The organism is Asanoa sp. WMMD1127 (assembly GCF_029626225.1).
Classification (GTDB): Bacteria; Actinomycetota; Actinomycetes; order Mycobacteriales; family Micromonosporaceae; genus Asanoa.
Genome location: NZ_JARUBP010000001.1, coordinates 1,173,395 through 1,189,648 on the forward strand (window position 1 = coordinate 1,173,395; position 16,254 = coordinate 1,189,648).

14 protein-coding genes are annotated in these 16,254 nt (G+C 69.8%); 6 read left to right on the forward strand and 8 right to left on the reverse strand.

Going from position 1 to position 16,254, the window contains the following annotated elements; all coding sequences use genetic code 11:
- Nucleotides 1-37: 37 nt before the first annotated feature.
- From O7635_RS05835 to O7635_RS05845, 3 genes are all read left to right on the forward strand, one after another.
- On the forward strand, nucleotides 38-373 hold the full coding sequence (locus O7635_RS05835; RefSeq protein ID WP_278079382.1) for a DUF488 family protein: 336 nt from the start codon (nucleotides 38-40) through the stop codon (nucleotides 371-373).
- 10 nt (nucleotides 374-383) lie between these two features.
- Entirely contained in the window at nucleotides 384-1,358 is a 975-nt protein-coding gene (locus O7635_RS05840; protein ID WP_278079383.1) for an asparaginase, read from the forward strand.
- Nucleotides 1,359-1,434: 76 nt separating this feature from the next.
- The gene (locus tag O7635_RS05845; RefSeq protein WP_278079384.1) at nucleotides 1,435-2,586 is read left to right on the forward strand and encodes a hypothetical protein; all 1,152 of its coding nucleotides are present in this window, start codon (nucleotides 1,435-1,437) and stop codon (nucleotides 2,584-2,586) included.
- A 45-nt stretch (nucleotides 2,587-2,631) separates the two neighbouring features.
- On the opposite strand, the gene O7635_RS05850 is transcribed toward O7635_RS05845, so the two are convergent.
- The 7 genes from O7635_RS05850 to O7635_RS05880 form a co-directional block, all read right to left on the reverse strand.
- Nucleotides 2,632-4,641 (reverse strand): glycosyl hydrolase family 28-related protein, encoded by a 2,010-nt coding sequence (locus O7635_RS05850; RefSeq protein ID WP_278079385.1) that lies wholly within the window; start codon nucleotides 4,639-4,641, stop codon nucleotides 2,632-2,634.
- A gap of 260 nt (nucleotides 4,642-4,901) precedes the next feature.
- On the reverse strand, nucleotides 4,902-5,384 hold the full coding sequence (locus tag O7635_RS05855; RefSeq protein ID WP_278079386.1) for a hypothetical protein: 483 nt from the start codon (nucleotides 5,382-5,384) through the stop codon (nucleotides 4,902-4,904).
- A 10-nt stretch (nucleotides 5,385-5,394) separates the two neighbouring features.
- Complete coding sequence (locus tag O7635_RS05860; protein ID WP_278079387.1) at nucleotides 5,395-5,892, reverse strand: hypothetical protein; 498 nt, start codon at nucleotides 5,890-5,892, stop codon at nucleotides 5,395-5,397.
- Nucleotides 5,885-6,379: a hypothetical protein gene (locus O7635_RS05865; protein WP_278079388.1), complete on the reverse strand. Its 495-nt coding sequence runs from the start codon at nucleotides 6,377-6,379 to the stop codon at nucleotides 5,885-5,887. The genes O7635_RS05860 and O7635_RS05865 overlap by 8 nt, the downstream gene beginning before the upstream one ends.
- Before the next feature lie 3 nt (nucleotides 6,380-6,382).
- Nucleotides 6,383-6,712, reverse strand: coding sequence for a hypothetical protein (locus O7635_RS05870; RefSeq protein ID WP_278079389.1), 330 nt, complete (start codon nucleotides 6,710-6,712; stop codon nucleotides 6,383-6,385).
- A gap of 5 nt (nucleotides 6,713-6,717) precedes the next feature.
- Nucleotides 6,718-7,110 carry a YbaB/EbfC family nucleoid-associated protein gene (locus O7635_RS05875; RefSeq protein WP_278079390.1) on the reverse strand — a complete coding sequence of 131 codons (393 nt, stop codon included), beginning with the start codon at nucleotides 7,108-7,110 and terminating at the stop codon, nucleotides 6,718-6,720.
- Between the two features lie 106 nt (nucleotides 7,111-7,216).
- Complete coding sequence (locus tag O7635_RS05880; RefSeq protein WP_278079391.1) at nucleotides 7,217-9,271, reverse strand: phospholipase C, phosphocholine-specific; 2,055 nt, start codon at nucleotides 9,269-9,271, stop codon at nucleotides 7,217-7,219.
- Between the two features lie 136 nt (nucleotides 9,272-9,407).
- Between O7635_RS05880 and O7635_RS05885 the strand changes: the two genes are divergently transcribed.
- Nucleotides 9,408-10,343 carry a helix-turn-helix transcriptional regulator gene (locus tag O7635_RS05885; RefSeq protein WP_278079392.1) on the forward strand — a complete coding sequence of 312 codons (936 nt, stop codon included), beginning with the start codon at nucleotides 9,408-9,410 and terminating at the stop codon, nucleotides 10,341-10,343.
- 27 nt (nucleotides 10,344-10,370) lie between these two features.
- Nucleotides 10,371-11,738, forward strand: a complete 1,368-nt coding sequence (locus O7635_RS05890) for an alpha/beta hydrolase (RefSeq protein ID WP_278079393.1) — start codon at nucleotides 10,371-10,373, stop codon at nucleotides 11,736-11,738.
- Between the two features lie 117 nt (nucleotides 11,739-11,855).
- Here O7635_RS05890 and O7635_RS05895 read toward each other — a convergent pair whose 3' ends face one another.
- Nucleotides 11,856-14,069, reverse strand: a complete 2,214-nt coding sequence (locus tag O7635_RS05895; protein ID WP_347405259.1) for an EAL domain-containing protein — start codon at nucleotides 14,067-14,069, stop codon at nucleotides 11,856-11,858.
- A gap of 518 nt (nucleotides 14,070-14,587) precedes the next feature.
- Here O7635_RS05895 and O7635_RS05900 point away from each other — a divergent pair.
- Nucleotides 14,588-16,195 (forward strand): DUF4331 domain-containing protein, encoded by a 1,608-nt coding sequence (locus tag O7635_RS05900; protein ID WP_278079395.1) that lies wholly within the window; start codon nucleotides 14,588-14,590, stop codon nucleotides 16,193-16,195.
- Nucleotides 16,196-16,254 lie beyond the last annotated feature (59 nt).

Here is a 16,254-nt window from a genome sequence, read left to right on the forward strand (position 1 = left end):
AGCCACGCCCCGCGGCCGTCCCGCATAGGTTCAAGGCATGCGGTTGCGGCGGGTGTACGACGAGATCGAGCCCGGCGACGGCACGCGCGTGCTGGTCGACCGGGTGTGGCCGCGTGGAGTGGCCAAGGGCAGCTTCGACGAGTGGATCAAGGACGTGGCCCCGTCCACTGAACTGCGTAAGTGGTTCGGCCACGACCCGGCCAAGTTCGGCGAGTTCCGCAAGCGCTATCTGGCCGAGCTCAAGGACCCGGAGCAGGCGGCGGCGCTGAACCGGATCAGGGAGCTCGAGAAGGCCGGCCCCCTGACGATCCTCACCGCCACCAAGGACGTCGAACACAGCCACGCCGAGGTGCTCGCTTCGCTACTGAGTTAAGTTCGGCCCCATGGGCAACGTCGCGGTTTTCACGCTGGGCGGCACGATCGCGATGACCGCGGCGCCCGGCGGGGGTGGTGTCGTCCCGGCCCTCGGCGCCGCCGACCTGATCGCGGCCGTGCCCGGCCTCGCGGACTCCGGCATCAGCCTCGACGTGACCGACTTCCGCCGTCTGCCCGGCGCCGGCCTCGGCTTCGCCGATCTGGTCGCGCTGACCCACGCCGCGGGCGACAAGGACGTGGACGGCGTCGTCGTCACCCAGGGCACGGACACGATCGAGGAGACCGCGTTCGCCCTCGACCTGTTGTGGACCAACGAGATGCCGCTCGTCGTCACCGGCGCCATGCGCAACCCGACCATGGCCGGCGCCGACGGCCCGGCCAACCTGCTGGCCGCCGCGAGGGTGGCGGCCTCGCCGGCGGCACGCGGGCTGGGCTGCCTGGTCGTGCTCGGCGACGAGATCCACGCCGCCCGCTGGGTTCGCAAGACCCACACGATCAGCCCGGCGGCGTTCCGGTCGCCGGACACCGGGCCGGTGGGACTGGTCGCCGAGGGCCGTGCCCGCATCCTCAACCGGCCCTTTCGGCACGACGTCGGACGACTCGATCCGACGGTCCGGAATCCCCGCACCGCGGTGCTTCCGGTCGTCCTCGGCGACGACGGCGAGACGCTGCGCCGGGCGGGCGATGGCCTGGACGGCCTCGTCGTCGCCGCCTTCGGCGTGGGCCACGTGCCGGCCGCCACTGTGGACACGCTGACCGAGATCGCCGCGCGCATCCCGACCGTGCTCGCGTCCCGGATCGGGGCGGGCCCGGTGCTGACCCACACCTACGGCTACCCCGGCGCGGAGGCCGACCTGCTCTCGCGCGGGCTGATCCCGGCCGGCGCGCTCGACCCTTACAAGGCGCGGGTTCTCCTGCATCTGTTGCTCGCATCGGGCCGGGACCGCGCCAGCATCATCGACGCCTTCGCGACCACCGCCTAGCGACACCCGATCGGGTATCGCCCGGACCGGCGACAGGTATATCCAGGTCAGGCCGGTCTCCATACGGTGACATGTCATGACCGCAGAAGCTGGGCCGGTCGGTGGGCCCGTGCGGTCCGGCTGGCGTGAGTCGACGCTGACCCGGGCCCGCGAGCTCGCGGCCCTCGCCGACTGGGTGAAGGCCGCCGGCCAGCAGCCCGGCAGCGGCGAACCGTTCGGCCCCGACGGCGAGCTGCTGCTGTCGTCGGTGCACGCCCACCTGGCGGCCGTGCGGGAGGCGGTCACCCAGGCGCCGTTGGATCCGCCGCGGCGGTGGTCGCGTCCGCGTACCGGTGGGCAGATCGAACGCGCCCGCAGCAACCTCGACGCGGCCGAGGCGCTGCTGCTCGACATCGCGCCAGCCTGGTATCTCGTCGGCGCCATCCCCAGTCTGCTCGGCCACGCGCAGCGGCACCTGGTCGCCGCCGATCCGCGCCGCCTCGAGATAGAGCGGATCGCCTCGTCGCTCGGGATCGCCAACCCGCAGGTGACCGTCACGCCGGCCGAGAAGCTGGCCATCGTGCGGCAGGAACGCGGCACGATCGCGGCTGTGACGCGCGCGGCGAGCTCCGCCGCGCTGCGGGAGATGGTGCGGGTGCGCACCTTCCGCAACGTCGTCGTCGTGTCGACGGCGGTGATGGCCGTGCTGGTGGTGGCGATCGCCGTGATCGGCTTCCGCAAGCCGGAGATGATTCCGATCTGCTTCGCGCCCGAGGACGGCGGTCAGGCGATGGTCGTGTGCCCGACCGCCCAGTCCGCCCCGTTCCCGGCGACCGCGCTGGCCAGCCCGGCGCCGGAGGTCACGATTGACGAAGCCACATTGGACACCGTACGGGGATGGGATCTGTTGCTGGTGCTCCTGATCGGTCTGGTCGCGGCGTCGGTGGCGGCGGCCGCGGCGGTCCGCGGCATCCGTGGCTCGTCCGAGCGGTTCGGGGTGCCGGTCGCGCTGGCGGTGCTGAAGTTGCCGACCGGCGCGCTCACGGCTTTCCTCGGCCTGCTGCTCCTGCGCGGCCAGTTCATTCCGGGTTTGAGCGCGCTGGACAGCTCGGCGCAGATCCTGGCCTGGGCACTGGTCTTCGGGTACGCGCAGCAGCTGTTCACCCGGCTCGTCGACCAGCAGGGCCACGCGGTGCTCGACTCCGTGCGCGGCGCGAGCGCGAGCCAGCCCACCGCCACGCCGCCGTAGCGGGCGGACGCCGTTGCCGCGGCGCCCGCCCGCACGGGTGTCAGATCACCACTGCGACGGCGGCGGCGGCACCACGACCGGCGGGCGGTCGTCGCAGGTGATCGTGTTGGGCAGCTCCCACGCCGCCATCCACGGGCCGGTCGTCCCGCCACCGTCGTTGCCGCCGAGGTCGGTGACGCTGAACTCGGAGCCGGTGGGCGGGAAGTTGAACGAACCGCAGTTGTTGATGCCGACGGCGCCCACGTTGCGGGCGTCGACGTTCTCGAACGACGCGCCGCCCTTGACCCGGGCGCTGAGCACCGAGGTGCCGGTGCCGTCGACGCGTACGTCCTTGAAGTGCACGTTCGTGATCGAGTAAAGGTCCTTCACAGACCATTCACTGACCATCATGATCGCGTTGTACGTGCTGTCGAGGTAGTGGTCGCCGGTCACCCGGATGTCCGCGTCGATGTTCTTCTCCAACGCGTAGATCCAGATGGCGCCGAGCCCGATGTTCCAGTTGAGCTCGTACGTGCCGGCGCGCACCACGGTGTTGTCGGTGATGGACAGCTTGCCCGCGAACGGCTCCGCGCCGAACCGCGAGCCGACCTGGATGCCGCTGCCCTCACGAATCGGGTCGGCGATCAGGTTGCGGGACACGGTGTTGTCGGTGCCGCCATAGATGGCGATGCCGTTGGCCAGCGTCGGTGTCTGCACGGTGTTGCGGTCGAAGACGTTGTTGGCGTTGGCCGTCTTCTCCGACCACATCGCCAGCCCGTCGTCACCGGTGTTGCGCACGAAGTTGTTGCGCACCAGCGAGTTGGTCACTCCGATGTGGAAGTTGAGCGCGTCCGCGATCTGGTCGACGATGATGCTGTCGGTCACGCGTACGTTGTTCATCGGTCCGTCGAACCAGAGCCCGACCTTGGTGTGGCGGATGTGCAGCTCGGAGATGGTCGAGTCGCTCATCGCGCCACCGATGCCGTTGACCTGGTCGGTGTCGATCCGCTCGCGCACGTCGCCCTCGATCGCGAAGCCCGACAGGTGCACGTTGCGGCTGCCGCCGTCGGCCGCGTCCTTGCCGTAGAAGCCGACTCCGGTGTGGATGGAGCCGTCCGGCGCCGGCGGGTCGAGGGCGACCTCCTTACCCTTGATCTTCGTGTACCAGTTGCCCGCGCCCTCGATCGTCACGTTGTCGACGATGATGTGGCGGTTGACCTGGTAGGTGCCCGGCGGCACGTAGACCTTGAGCCGAGCGAGCCGCGCGAGCGCGATCGCCTTCTCGAAAGCGTTGGCCGAGTCCCGCTTGCCGGTGGGGTCGGCGCCGAACAGGAGCACATTGGACGCCAGCAGGTTGACGTGCGGCGCGCCGACCAGCTCGGAGTCGAGCAGGTCGATGACGGTCCACGCCGCGTTGGTGCCCTGCGGCGCGGTGAGCCGCACCTTGGCGCCCGCCTGGTAGGTGCGGCCGAGCAGCAGCCGCTGCTCGTCGTAGAAGTGCATCGGCCGGAACGGCTTGCTGATGACCGGCGTGGGCGTGGTGGCCGCCGGCACGCAGGAGCACTCGGTGATCCACCAGTCCGGGTGCAGCAGGTCGGCCTGCGGGTCGTTGGTGAACGGATACTGGTTGTAGAGCCACGCGTACTCGGACGTGAGCGTCATGGTCTTCTTGCTGCCGCCGTTGACGGTGACGTGCAGCGGCGCCTGGATCCCGCCCCCGTTGGGCGCGTCCGGAATGCTGTAGCGCACGGTGATCGCGTTGGCCGCGGCCGGCAGCGTGAACTCGACGTGCTGTCCAGGTTGGAGCTTCACCGCGGTGCGCCCGGACGCTTCCGCCGGAAGCGTGTACGCGGTGCGGTCAGGGCCGATCACGGCGCCGTTGGTGGCGGCGTTCTCGGCCTCCTGCTCGAGGAAGTTGACGGCGGCGCCCCGGCCGGCGACGAGCGCCGGGTCGAGCGCCGCGCGGGTGACGACGGGCGCCGTGCCGGCCTGCGCCGGACCCGCGAAGCCGGCGAAGCCGAGCCCGACCGCGGCAACGGTCGCGACGGCCAGCCAACGAGGTGGTGTCCGTGACATCAAGGACTCGTTTCTGTAGCCAGGTAGGGAGATGGGGACCCTGACCTTAGAGCCATCGATGCCGATTACACAAGCGCCTGTCGATGATTTGCAGTGACTTGTTTGCTGCTTGCGGAATGCGGGTCAGTTTCTTGCGGCGAGGTGCGGGGAACGGGTAGTCGAAATCGAATGGTTCGTTGGTTTTCGAGTCGCGGTAGACCCATTCGGTCGCCGCGCAGGCGCGGTGGTCAACGTCCGCAGGTCCCGCATGGCTTCGTCCGTCAATCGCGGGGGCCGGCCAGCGACGGGAACGGGTACTCGAACTGGAACTTCTCACCGGTCTTCGAGTCGCGGTACTGCCAGTCGGCGGGGCCGGTCTGCCTCGCTGTCGACCCTCGCGTGTACCCGCGCAGCCGGCCGTAGGTGACGAGGATGCCGCCGAAGTTGGGCCCGAACCAGAGTTCGACCTGATCCCGATCCGGACCGAGCGATTTCTGCTTGATGTACTGCACCACCATGCCGCCCGGACCCTTGCCCTGGTAGAAGTCCGTGATGCTCTGGTAGGCGGCGTAGTCACCGGGCACGCGCTGAAATTCCGCGTCCTCGAACACGAACGCCGCGAACTCGCGAACGCTGCCGGGCGAGGTGAACGGGTAGTCGACCACGAAGACCACCGTCCGCGCGTGCGCGTCGTATCGATAGGTGAAGACGAAAGACTCCATGACGTTGTTGAGCGCGTCCTGCGGCTCGCGCATCAGTTCCACTGGAGTCTCCTCACGGCCACGGACCCTCATACATAAGGTGGGTCAGATCCTGGACCTCCGGGTGGTTCCAGGGCACCAGGTTGCCATCGGTATCGAGGAAAAGCTTACCTTCGGGACCGTCACCGGGCGTCGACTGCGACGACTGCCAGCGCAGGTAACCGTTGGCCTGGCGAGACCACTTGTTGGCAGTCGGCGGCTCTCCTGTGGGACGCATGAAGCGCAGGCGTTCCACTCCATTCTCGTCGAGCCAGATGAAGCCCTCGTTCTCCCTTGTCGGGACCTCTCGCCAGTTGCTCGGGCGCTGCCGCCGCAGCGATCGGATGGACTGGCCGCGCAGGGAGCGCACCGGGAACGGCGTCGCGCCCGGGTGGCGGAGGCGGTTGCCGGGTAGGCCCAGGTTGGTCAGGTCGTGGCCCGGGCGCAGGAGGTCGCCGATCGGGCCGAATACGCCGCGGGCGAAGCCGCCTCTTCCCTGCCGTTTCAGGCGGCGGAGCTTGCCCTTAACCATTGAGCAGCGCGTCCATCGCGAGCCCGAACAGTTGGTCGAGCACCAGCGATGTGATCATCTTGAAGATCGGGATCTGGGCGAGCGAGGCGCCGAACGTCACCGCGGCCGTGGCGATCGCCTGGGCGATCTGGATGGCCAGGATGACCAGCTGGACGATCACATTGATCTTCAGGGCGAGTACGACCGTCGCGGCGACCATCAGGCCCAGCCCCACGCCCTGGGCGGCGGTCGCGCCGTCGGCAAGGTTGTTGACCGGGGCGTCTTGACCGGTAAAGCGACCCTCGAACGCCATGATCGCCTGGCCCGAGTTGGCGGCGAGCACCGCTGCCCCGTGGCCCTGCGCCGCGGCGGTGATGGTCTGGACCGTGCCGCTCAGCTCCAGCCAGTGCTGGGCCATCTCGAACAGCTTCTCCTCGTCGGCTTCCGGCCAGGTGTAGCCGAGCAGGCCGAGCAGGGAGACCAGTTCGCCGGGGAGCTGCAGGCCCATCGGTCAGCCACCACCGAGCAGGCTCTGCAGGCGCGCCATGCTGTCGGCGATCTCAGTCTCGGCGGCCTCGAAGTTGTCCGCCATCATGTGCAGGCCGTGCGCGAACTGGCCCAGCAGCTCGCCGTTGCTCTCGAAGCAGCTCATCGCCAGGTCGTGGATGCCCAGATAGAGCTCGCCGATGAGCATGCCGACCTCGTCACCGCCCCATGGTTCGCCGAAGCCCGCGATCGTCGACTCGAACCGCTCCAAGGCGTCCGCGAACTGGTCGACCACGTCGTCGAGGCCGGTCGCGCTGGCCCGCAGCGCCGCAGGTTCGACCTGGAAGCCCTCCATCCCGCCTACCCCCGCTGCTTGAGCACCGCCATGACGTCGCTGATCGACTGCGTGTAGCGCGCCATCTGCCGGACGCTCTGGTTCTGCAGCTCGTCGAGTTGTTGGGCCAACCTCGCGGGGTCGGGCAATGCGGCCGCGTCCGTTGCCGCGGTCGCGTCGGCGTCACGCAGGGCCGCATTAACCGCTTCACGCAGTTGATCTGCGAACGCCGCAGCTGGCAGTCGCATCGCACGCGGGTCGACGACTACGTCGGACAGCCGGCCGCCCTCGACGGTCACCTCGATGAGGCCGTCCGCGGCCAGGCCCGTCCCGTGTGCCGCACCCGCCACCGCGGCGGTCGCGTCGTTCAGCGCCTGCCGGGCCGCGCTGAGTGTCTGATCGAAGTCCCTCGAGGTCATGCCTACCTCCACCGACATCGATGTCCGATCGTAGCGACGGCATCACCGTCCGAACAAGACAAAGGGGCAGGGGTACGTGACCCCTGCCCCCTCGATGTCGTTCAGGTCAGACCAGGCCGCCCATGGCCGGGTCGGTGAAGCTGTCCTCGCCGTTCTCCAGGTGACCGGCGATGCGCTGCACGACCGCCTCGTCCACCGACACGGTCAGGTCGTACCAGCCGTGGTTGTGCTTCAGCGACCACTTCTTGCGCTCCCGCTCGCCCGGCCGCAGCGACAGCGTCACCGGCCTGCCGCGGTAGCCGTCGCGGACCGTGACCGAGCGGCCCTGCCGGCCGTTGTTGGCGAACGTGAGCTCGAGCTCCAGGTGTCGCTCGTCGTAGTCGGCGGTCACCAATAGGCCGGTGCCGCCCGCGAAGCGGCGGAAGAAGCCGTTCGGTCCGTGCACCGAGACGTCGGCGTCGGCGGCCCACGTGTCGGTCAGGCGCTTGCCGGGCTCAACCGTGTAAGTACGCGGCACCGCCGTGCTGCCGGGCTCGCGGGTGTGGAAGACCGCCGCCGCGGCGCCCGTGTTGCGGAACTCGAGACGCAGCGCCGAGCGGTCGCGGTCGGCCGCGACATCCAGTGCGTAGGGCAGCGCGCGGGCCGGCTTGACGCCCTTCTCCTGGCGGGGCACCGCCTGGTCGGCCGGCGGCACCGGGACCTGGTCGGGGAACCGGATCAGGTTGTCGGGCTTGAAGTCGTCGGTGTCGGGTAGCTTGATCGAGCTTGACCGGTTCGGCGTCTTGAAGTCGAACGCCGACGTCAGGTCGCCGACGACCGCGCGGCGCCACGGGGTGATGTTGGATTCGACCAGGTCACGGTTGTGGCGGGCGAAACGCGCCTCCATGAACCGGATCAGCGACGTGTGATCGAAGAGCTCGGAGTTGACCCAGCCGCCCCGGGTCCACGGCGACACGATGATCATCGGGACCCGCATGCCCAGGCCGTACGGGCCGGGGCGGTTGCCGGCGTCGCCCGGGAAGATCTCGTTGACGGTCGACACCGTCGACAGGCCGTGCTCGCGGGTCTGCGGCGGCGTCGCCGGCGGCAGGTGGTCGAAGAAGCCGCCCTCCTCGTCGTACGTGACGAACAGCGCCATCTTGCTCCACACCTCGGGGTTCGAGGCGAGGATGTCGACGACCTGCGACACGTACCAGGCGCCGAAGCCGGGTTCCCAGTTCGGGTGTTCCGTGTAGGCCTCCGGCGCGACGATCCACGACACCTGGGGCAGGCGGTTGTGCTCCACGTCGGACCGCAGGTCGGCCAGCAGCTTGAGCGGATCACGGCCGACCTTGTTGACCTCGGTGCCCTGCTTGGCCTTGTCTGCCAGCGGCGTGCCCGGCTGCGCGTTCTGGTACTGGTGGAAGTAGAGCAGCGAGTTGTCGCCGTAGTTGCCGATGTAGGGGTCGCTGGTCCAGCCCCAGAACCCCGCCGCGGTCAGCCCGAGCCCGATGTCCTGGTAGATCTTCCACGAGATCCCGTTGCGCTCCAGGCGTTCCGGGTAGGTCGACCAGTCGTACCCGGCCTCGGCGTTCGTGATGACCGGGCCGCCGGCCTTGCCGTCGTTGCCGACCCAGCCGGACCACATGTGGTAGCGGTTCGGGTCGGTCGGGCCGAGCAGCGAGCAGTGGTAGTTGTCGCAGACGGTGAACGCGTCCGCGAGCGCGAACTGGTAGGGCAGGTCGCCGCGGATGTGGTAGGTCATCGCGCTGACGCCCTTGTTGGGCACCCACTGGTCGTGCCGTCCGTCGTTCCAGGCCCGGTGCCCGTCGTTCCAGCCGTGCGGCGGGTCGGGCAGGAAGGTCTGGCCGAGGTCGGGCACGTCCGGTCGGAACGGCAGCAGCTCGCCGGCGCCGTTCGGCTGGTGGAACACGCTCTTGCCGGACGGGAGCGTGATCGGGTGCGGGTCGGCGAACCCGCGTACGCCGCGCATGGTGCCGAAGTAGTGGTCGAAGGACCGGTTCTCCTGCATCAGGAAGATGACGTGTTCGACGTCGGCCAGTGAACCGGTTTTGTTGTTGGCCGGGATCGCGACGGCCTTGTCGAGGCCGGCCGGGAGTGCCGCGCCTACCGCCGGTGCTCCGACCATCTTGAGGAATGAACGGCGATCGAGTGCGCCCATGGCTCTGCCCTCCCCCTGGGGGTACGTGTTGGCGTTGGGGAAGTTAGGCGCGCCAGGTGGACGCGAGGTGACCGTCGCACGGCGGTCGCGGTGCCAGGTGACAACGTTCGCGGCGGCCGGACGCGTGTACGAAGGTATGCCCGACCAACATGTGCGACGGCGGCCCGACGGCAGCGTGCAGGGCACCTGGCACTTCCTCGCCAGCCCGTGCGGCCTGCCGTGTTACGCCGTGCGCTGCCTCGAGGACGGACGGTCGTTCAGCGCGCCCATTGTGGAGGAGACGGGCCGGATCATCCTCGGCCGCTCGGGCGGATACCTGCGCCGCGTCAACGAGCGCGAGGCCTTCGCGGATCGCACGTCGGCGCTGGTCATCCGGCCCGGCGACGAGATGCGGGTGGCGCACCCGATCGGCTGCGGCGACACCTACACGGTGGTCGAGCTGTCGGCGAGCGGGCTGGCCCGCTGGACGAGCGACGAGCGCTGGCTGGCCGGGCCCACGTGGGACGGCGTCGTCGACGACCGCGTCGACCTGGAACATCGGGGGCTCGACGCGGCCAGCCGGCGGGGCATGGACGAGTTCGAGGCCGCCGAGCGGACGATGCGGCTGGTCGCGACCGTGTTGGACGTGTCGCGGGAGCGCGCCGGGGAGGACGACCTCGACCGAGCGGTCGGTCGCCGGCCCGCGACCGAGGCGGCCCACCGGAAGCTGGCCTACCGCGCCCGTGAGGTGCTGGTCGAGGAGGGTTTCACGCTCGGTCTCGAGGAGGTGGCGGCCCGGGTCAGCTGCTCGCCGCACCACCTGAGCCGGGTGTTCCACCGGGTCACCGGCCAGAGCCTGACGGCCTACCGGCACCGGCTGCGGCTGCAGGCGGTGCTGGAGGCGATGACCGAGGGCGACCGCGACCTGCGGACGATCGCCGCGACGTACGGGTTCGCCGACCAGGCTCACCTGAACCGGGTCATCCGCCAGCGGTTGGGCCGGTCGCCGTCGGCCGTCCGGGCCTTCCTGGCCGGGGACGCCGAACCGAGCACGGATGTCCAACGCCCGCCGGCGGTGCCGCCACGAGCATGACACTCATCCCTGCACGAGGAGGAAACGATGAGGGTACGACCGTTGCTCGCCGCGACGCTCGTCCTGTTAACCGGTTTGGTCGCCGGCACGCCGTCTGCGGCCGCCACCCGCGACGGACCACGGCTGACCAACTCGCGGCCCTGCCCGGCCGTCACCGACTTCACCTGCTCCGACTTGATCGTTCCGCTTGACCGGTCAAGGCGCGTCCGCGGCGACCTGACCCTGAACGTCGCGGTGGCGGGCAACACCACCGCACCCCGCGGCACCCTGCTGTTCCTGACCGGCGGCCCCGGGCAGCCCGGCGTCAGCTTCGTCCCGACGATCCGGCAACGGCTGGCGCCGCTGCTGGACGACTACCGGCTGGTGATGATCGACCAGCGGGGCACCGGACCGAACGGCATCGACTGCCCGAAGCTCCAGGCCGAGGTCGGCTCGTCGGACATCACCGCGCCGTCGCCCGGGGCGGTGCAGGAGTGCGCCGACCTGCTGGGGTCGACCCGGAACTTCTACACGACCGCGGACACGGTGGCCGACCTGGAGGACCTGCGCACGGCGTTGCGGGCGCCGCGGTGGACGCTCGACGGTGTGTCGTACGGGTCGTTCGTGGCGATCCACTACGGGCTCACTTATCCGCACCGGGTGGACCGGCTGGTGCTCGACTCGGTGGTCCCGCAGCGCGGGGTGCCGGCGCTCTATCGCGAGTCGTTGGCGCGGAGCGCGTACGTGCTGCGGACCGCCTGCGCCGAGCAGAACTGCGGCTTCGACCCCGCGGCGGACCTGGCCACCGTGGTGAACCGGTACAGCAACGGCGTCGGCGTGTTCAACCTGCTGGTGATCGCGTCCATCGTGGATCCGAAGCTGACGGCCGCGAACTTCTTCCCCGTGCTGCAGTTCCTGCACCTGGCCGCGCACGGTGAGACAGGCCCGCTCGACCAGGCGGTGGAGGCGCTGCTGCGCGACGGGTCGCCGTACGAGGCGTTCAGCTCTGGCCTGCACGCGGCGACGTTCTGCGCCGACGTCGACGAGCTGCCGTGGGGCAGCCCGCGCGCGCCGCTGGCCGGCCGCGAGCGCGCCACGGCCCACGTGATCGCGAAACTGCCGGCGCGGTCGACGTGGCCGTTCCCGACGGAGGTGGCGGGCGAGCAGGGGATCATCCAGACCTGCGAATCGTGGCCGTCGAGCCGCCCGAACCCCACGCCGCCGCTGCGCCGGCTCACCATGCCGGTGCTGCTCCTGGCCGGAGACCGCGACCTGTCGACGCCGCTGGCATGGGCACAGGAACAGGCCCGCCAGACGCCACAAGGTGAGCTGGTCGTAGTGCCCGGCATGGGCCACTCGATCCAGGGCCGCAATCCCATCGGCGACGCCGCGGTCCAGGACTTCCTGCTCCGCTGACCGACCCAGGTCCGCGCGGGCTCGGCTCCGCACCTCACAAGCCGGGCCCGCGCGGACTTACCCGACGACACAAGCCAGCCCGCGGCAACCACACGAGCCGGGTCCGCAGGGAAGCTGTCAGGCGGTTCGGCGGAGGGGGTTTCGGCCGCGGTCTCCTCGTACCAGGGATGCGATGTGCTCCCGCATCTCCTGACCGATCTCTCGCTTGATCGTCGAGGCCGGCCTTTCGCCGGTGACGTAGCCCTGCACGTGCCGGATCCCGATCCCGTAGATCTGCTCGAGAGTGATCGGCGAATCGTCCTCGACACCCTCGACGACGACACTGCGCGCGGCCGGGGCGTAGCCCATCTTCAGCGGGTGCCGGGCCACGTCGGCCACCAGCGCCAGCTCCTGATGGGCCAGCGGGTGCCGCAGCAACGCCCTGTCGACCTTGATCTGGGTGAGCGGAAGCTCCGCCATGCGTGAGACCGACGAATGGCCGACGCCGAAGTCGTCGACGGCGAACCGGATGTCGAGGCGGCCGGCGATCTCCACCAGCCGCTGGTGGAAGTAGGCCAGCGAGTCGTCGCCCCAGCTCTCGTAGATGCGTGGTGCGATCGGGTCCTGCTCCGAGATCTCCAGGGTGACCGCGCCCGGGCGCAGGCCGGCGCCGGCGATCGTCCGCTCGATCGCATCCACATAGGAGTCGTCCAGCAGCGAGCGGACCGCGACGTTGATCGACACGGGGCGTGGCACGCCGGAGTCGCCGTGGCAGCGGCGGTGCGCGTCGTCGTACGCCTGGATCGCTTTGTGCAGGATGGCCTGATCGCGCTCCACCACGAACCGGTCGCCCCAGACGTGGGCGTGGCGGATCAGGTCGACGGGCGCGCGGGAGTCGGCGGGGTCGAGCCGGGCCAGCGCCTCGTAGCTGTGGATCTCGACGTTTCTGGCCAACCTGTCGATGGTGACGATCGGCTGGAAGACCATGGCGAACGAGCCCACCACCGCGCGGTAGAGCTCGTAGCAGCGGTCGTAGAGCCGCGACGGCAGGCGACCGAAGCTCGTCCGGAGCGCGGTGAGCACCTCGATCTCGCCTTCTTCGACCGGCCCGCCGACGTTCGTACGCCAGATCGTCTCCAGGATCTTGACCAGCGGCTCACCGATCTCGAGGAGCGCCGGAGCGGGGTTGACGACGACCAGTTCGAGCGAGGTCGCCGAGCCGTGGCGCAACGGCACACACAGCACCCGCCCCGCCGACGTGCCGTCCAGCACGCGACCCCGCAACGCCGACGAGGCCGCGCCGCGCAGCAACTGGTGCAGGTCGTCCTCGTGGAAGTGCGTGGTCGCGGTGATCGTCTGGAACCCGGAGGTCGTGTATTCGAGCACCGCGGCGGCGTCCGCCTCCATCGCGGCGCGCAGCAGCTCGGTCTTGTCGTGCAGCGGCGGCGGCTGGCGACCGGCCGCGCCGAACGCGCCGGTGGTCGACGAGGCCGGGCCGCGGGCCGACGCGGCGCGCGGGTACACCCGGCTCAGCAGCTCGAGGATCGCGCCGGCGGCTCGTTCGAGAGGGTTCGCGAGCTCGACCACCCGCACGTCGGCCGGCAGCGGGTCCACCATGGACGCCGCGGCGCCGGCGGCGGCGAGCCCCGGCCGGGTGAGCACGGTCGTGGCGCCCCGGGACTGCACGAACTGGCCCGGCGAGGGGTCGATGTCCTGCCCAACGACGTAGTCCGCCATGCGCGCGAAGGTCACGCGACCCTCGTCGTCCGCCGCGCGACCGCTGAGCGCGTCGATGATGTGTTTGGTCACGACACCATGGCCGAACGTCGCGGATTCTCGCGCGCTGCCATTTTTCGGTGAGGCCGTCAACACGCTGTGTTGTTTCGAATGCCGCCCACCGATCGCCATCATCTCGATCTGCTCGGTGCGCGCCTCGAGGAACGATCCGGCGCGACAACAATCGAGTACGAGGAACGCGGCGCCGTTGAACCGGTCGAGCACCTCATTGCGCAGGAAGGCCATTCGCAGACCCTCGTCCGGATGGGCGCGCAACGCGGCCCGGGGCAGATCCGGCGTCACCAGATAGTCGTCGGCCACTCCGTTCCAGTCCGCGGTCAGCGCATGGCCGGCGAAATAGATGAGGAGCGTGTCGGACCTGGTCGAGTCGACCGCGACCGTACGCAGCAGGCTGCGCAAACTCTGCGCGTCCGCCTCGGCGCCGACGCGGAGGTGGGCGTCCGCGGGCTCGAACGTGCCGGTGACGGAATCGGTCAGCAACCGGTGCAGGGCGCGCGCGTCGCTCTCGGCGTAGCGCAGGCTGGGCAGCGAAGCGTCGAGTCCGCAATCATCCACGCCGATGATTACGGCAACGCGTCGACCGCCCATGGGCACCGCCTCCACGGCCGGCCATTCGACCTGGGCAGCAGTCGAATGGCGTCACGAGTATCAGCTATTTCCGTGCAGTTACGCGCCGTTTCTTTCTCGTTGCTCTCCGCGCCGGCCACCGTTTCCAATGGCCAGAGGACATCGTGCCGGAGACGCCGACACGAAAACAACTCAAGGCGATAGTGACGAGACGCCAGCAAGCGATCTGCAACGTGGCGGACAACCAGTGCGACGGCGCGGTATGCCGGCTTTGGCCGGTTCGACGTGTCCTAAGTGCACGATAAGCGCGAGAAGCCGGCATCGCCGGACATTCGGGCCTTCGCAGATGCTGCCAACACCTCCGACCAGCCGTAACGGGATCGGGCCCGGCTATTCGGAGCGGATCCCGGACCGGATGGGTCGGTGACGGCAACCCGACTCCGCCCCATCCGAGGCCGCTGTCTGAGCCGAAGTCCTCGCGCAGGCACCCTGACGGGAGGACAGAGATGACCAGGAAACCCCGCGCGGTTCTCGCGGCACTCGCCGTGACCGGGATCGCGCTGGCCACGCTCGGGCCGCAGTCGTCGGTGGCGTCCAGTCACCGCGAGGCGCCGCTGATCGCCAGCGACCCAGCCGCCGACAACACCGACCTGTACGCCTTCGTGAGCCCCGAGCGGCCCGACTACGTGACGCTGATCGCCAACTGGATCCCGTTCGAGGAGCCCAACGGCGGACCGAACTTCTATCCGTTCGCGACCGACGCGGCGTACAACATCAATGTCGACAACGACGGCGACGCGCGCGCGGACGCCGTGTTCCGCTACACGTTCCGCAGCATCGACAAGCGGCGCGGCTCCACGTTCCTCTACAACAACGGGCCGGTCGACTCCTTCGACGACCCGAACCTGTTGTTCAAGCAGACCTACACGCTCGAGACGTCGTTCGACGGCGGCCCGTTCCGCACCAGGATCAGCGCCGCGCCCGTCGCGCCGTCGCGGATCGGCAACGCCTCGATGCCGGACTACCAGAGGCTCCGCGACGAGGCCACGGTCCAGCTGCCGGGCGGCTGGAAGCTGTTCGCCGGCCAGGCCGACGACCCCTTCTTCCTCGACCTGCGGGTGTTCGACCTGCTCTACGGCGGCGACCTGAGCGAGACCGGGCAGGACACCCTGGCCGGCTACAACGTCAACACGATCGCGCTGCAGGTGCCGTTCAAGGACGTGGCGCTGCGCGGCGACGCCAACCGCAACCCGGTCATCGGCGTCTGGACCACCACCGATCGAGCCAAGGTACGGGTGACCGGCCAGAGCACCAACGGCATCCGGGGCGAGCGCGTGCAGGTCTCGCGGCTCGGCAACCCACTGGTCAACGAGGTCGTCGTGCCGGCGAACCTCAAGGACGCCTTCAACTCCATCTCGCCCGACAAGGACGCCGGCATCCCGGCCGTCGTCAAGCGGGTCACCGACCCCGAGCTACCGAAGCTGATCGAGGCGATCTACGGCGTGCCCGCCCCGAAGACGCCACGCAACGACCTGGTCGAGATCTTCCTGACCGGCATCACCACCAAGGCGGACGGCCCGATCAAGGCCGACCTGAACTCGCAGCTCAACAACAAGGACGTCAACCCGAGGCGGTTCCGGCCCGCCGAGATGCTCCGGCTCAACCTCGGCGTGCCCGTGGCCGACCAGCCCGACCGGCTCGGCGTGCTCGGCGGCGACCTGCAGGGCTTCCCGAACGGGCGGCGCCTGACCGACGACGCGGTCGACATCTCGATCCAGGCGGTCGAGGGCGCGGCGCAGACCGGCCAGCTCGTCGACGCGCTCGCCGCGGGCGACAAGGTGGACGCCAACGACAATCAGTTCGGCGACCAGTTCCCGTACGTGGCACTGCCCAACGTGGATGCGGTGAACGGCGGCCGAAGCAGCGTGGCCGTCAGCCCTGACACCACCGATGTCGACTCGCCGGCGCCGCGGCTCTCACCGGCCGCCGCGGCCGCGTCGGACGACGGAATGGGCAACGGGTCGGTGCTGCTGGTCGCGGTCATCGGCACGCTGCTGCTGGCGCTGGTCCTCGTGACCTGGTGGTTCCGCCGGCGACGGCCGGAAGCCAGCTAGTGCCGTCCAGGGGCGCGTCCCGCCGTGGGGCGCGCCCCGCTCCTCCGCGTGGAAGGAAC

Coding starts and splice junctions, on each gene's coding strand:
- O7635_RS05835 (WP_278079382.1), top strand. CDS start 38: ATGCGGTTGCGGCGGGTGTACGACGAGATCGAGCCCGGCGACGGCACG.
- O7635_RS05840 (WP_278079383.1), top strand. CDS start 384: ATGGGCAACGTCGCGGTTTTCACGCTGGGCGGCACGATCGCGATGACC.
- O7635_RS05845 (WP_278079384.1), top strand. CDS start 1,435: ATGACCGCAGAAGCTGGGCCGGTCGGTGGGCCCGTGCGGTCCGGCTGG.
- O7635_RS05850 (WP_278079385.1), bottom strand. CDS start 4,641: ATGTCACGGACACCACCTCGTTGGCTGGCCGTCGCGACCGTTGCCGCG.
- O7635_RS05860 (WP_278079387.1), bottom strand. CDS start 5,892: ATGGTTAAGGGCAAGCTCCGCCGCCTGAAACGGCAGGGAAGAGGCGGC.
- O7635_RS05865 (WP_278079388.1), bottom strand. CDS start 6,379: ATGGGCCTGCAGCTCCCCGGCGAACTGGTCTCCCTGCTCGGCCTGCTC.
- O7635_RS05870 (WP_278079389.1), bottom strand. CDS start 6,712: ATGGAGGGCTTCCAGGTCGAACCTGCGGCGCTGCGGGCCAGCGCGACC.
- O7635_RS05875 (WP_278079390.1), bottom strand. CDS start 7,110: ATGACCTCGAGGGACTTCGATCAGACACTCAGCGCGGCCCGGCAGGCG.
- O7635_RS05880 (WP_278079391.1), bottom strand. CDS start 9,271: ATGGGCGCACTCGATCGCCGTTCATTCCTCAAGATGGTCGGAGCACCG.
- O7635_RS05885 (WP_278079392.1), top strand. CDS start 9,408: ATGCCCGACCAACATGTGCGACGGCGGCCCGACGGCAGCGTGCAGGGC.
- O7635_RS05890 (WP_278079393.1), top strand. CDS start 10,371: ATGAGGGTACGACCGTTGCTCGCCGCGACGCTCGTCCTGTTAACCGGT.
- O7635_RS05900 (WP_278079395.1), top strand. CDS start 14,588: ATGACCAGGAAACCCCGCGCGGTTCTCGCGGCACTCGCCGTGACCGGG.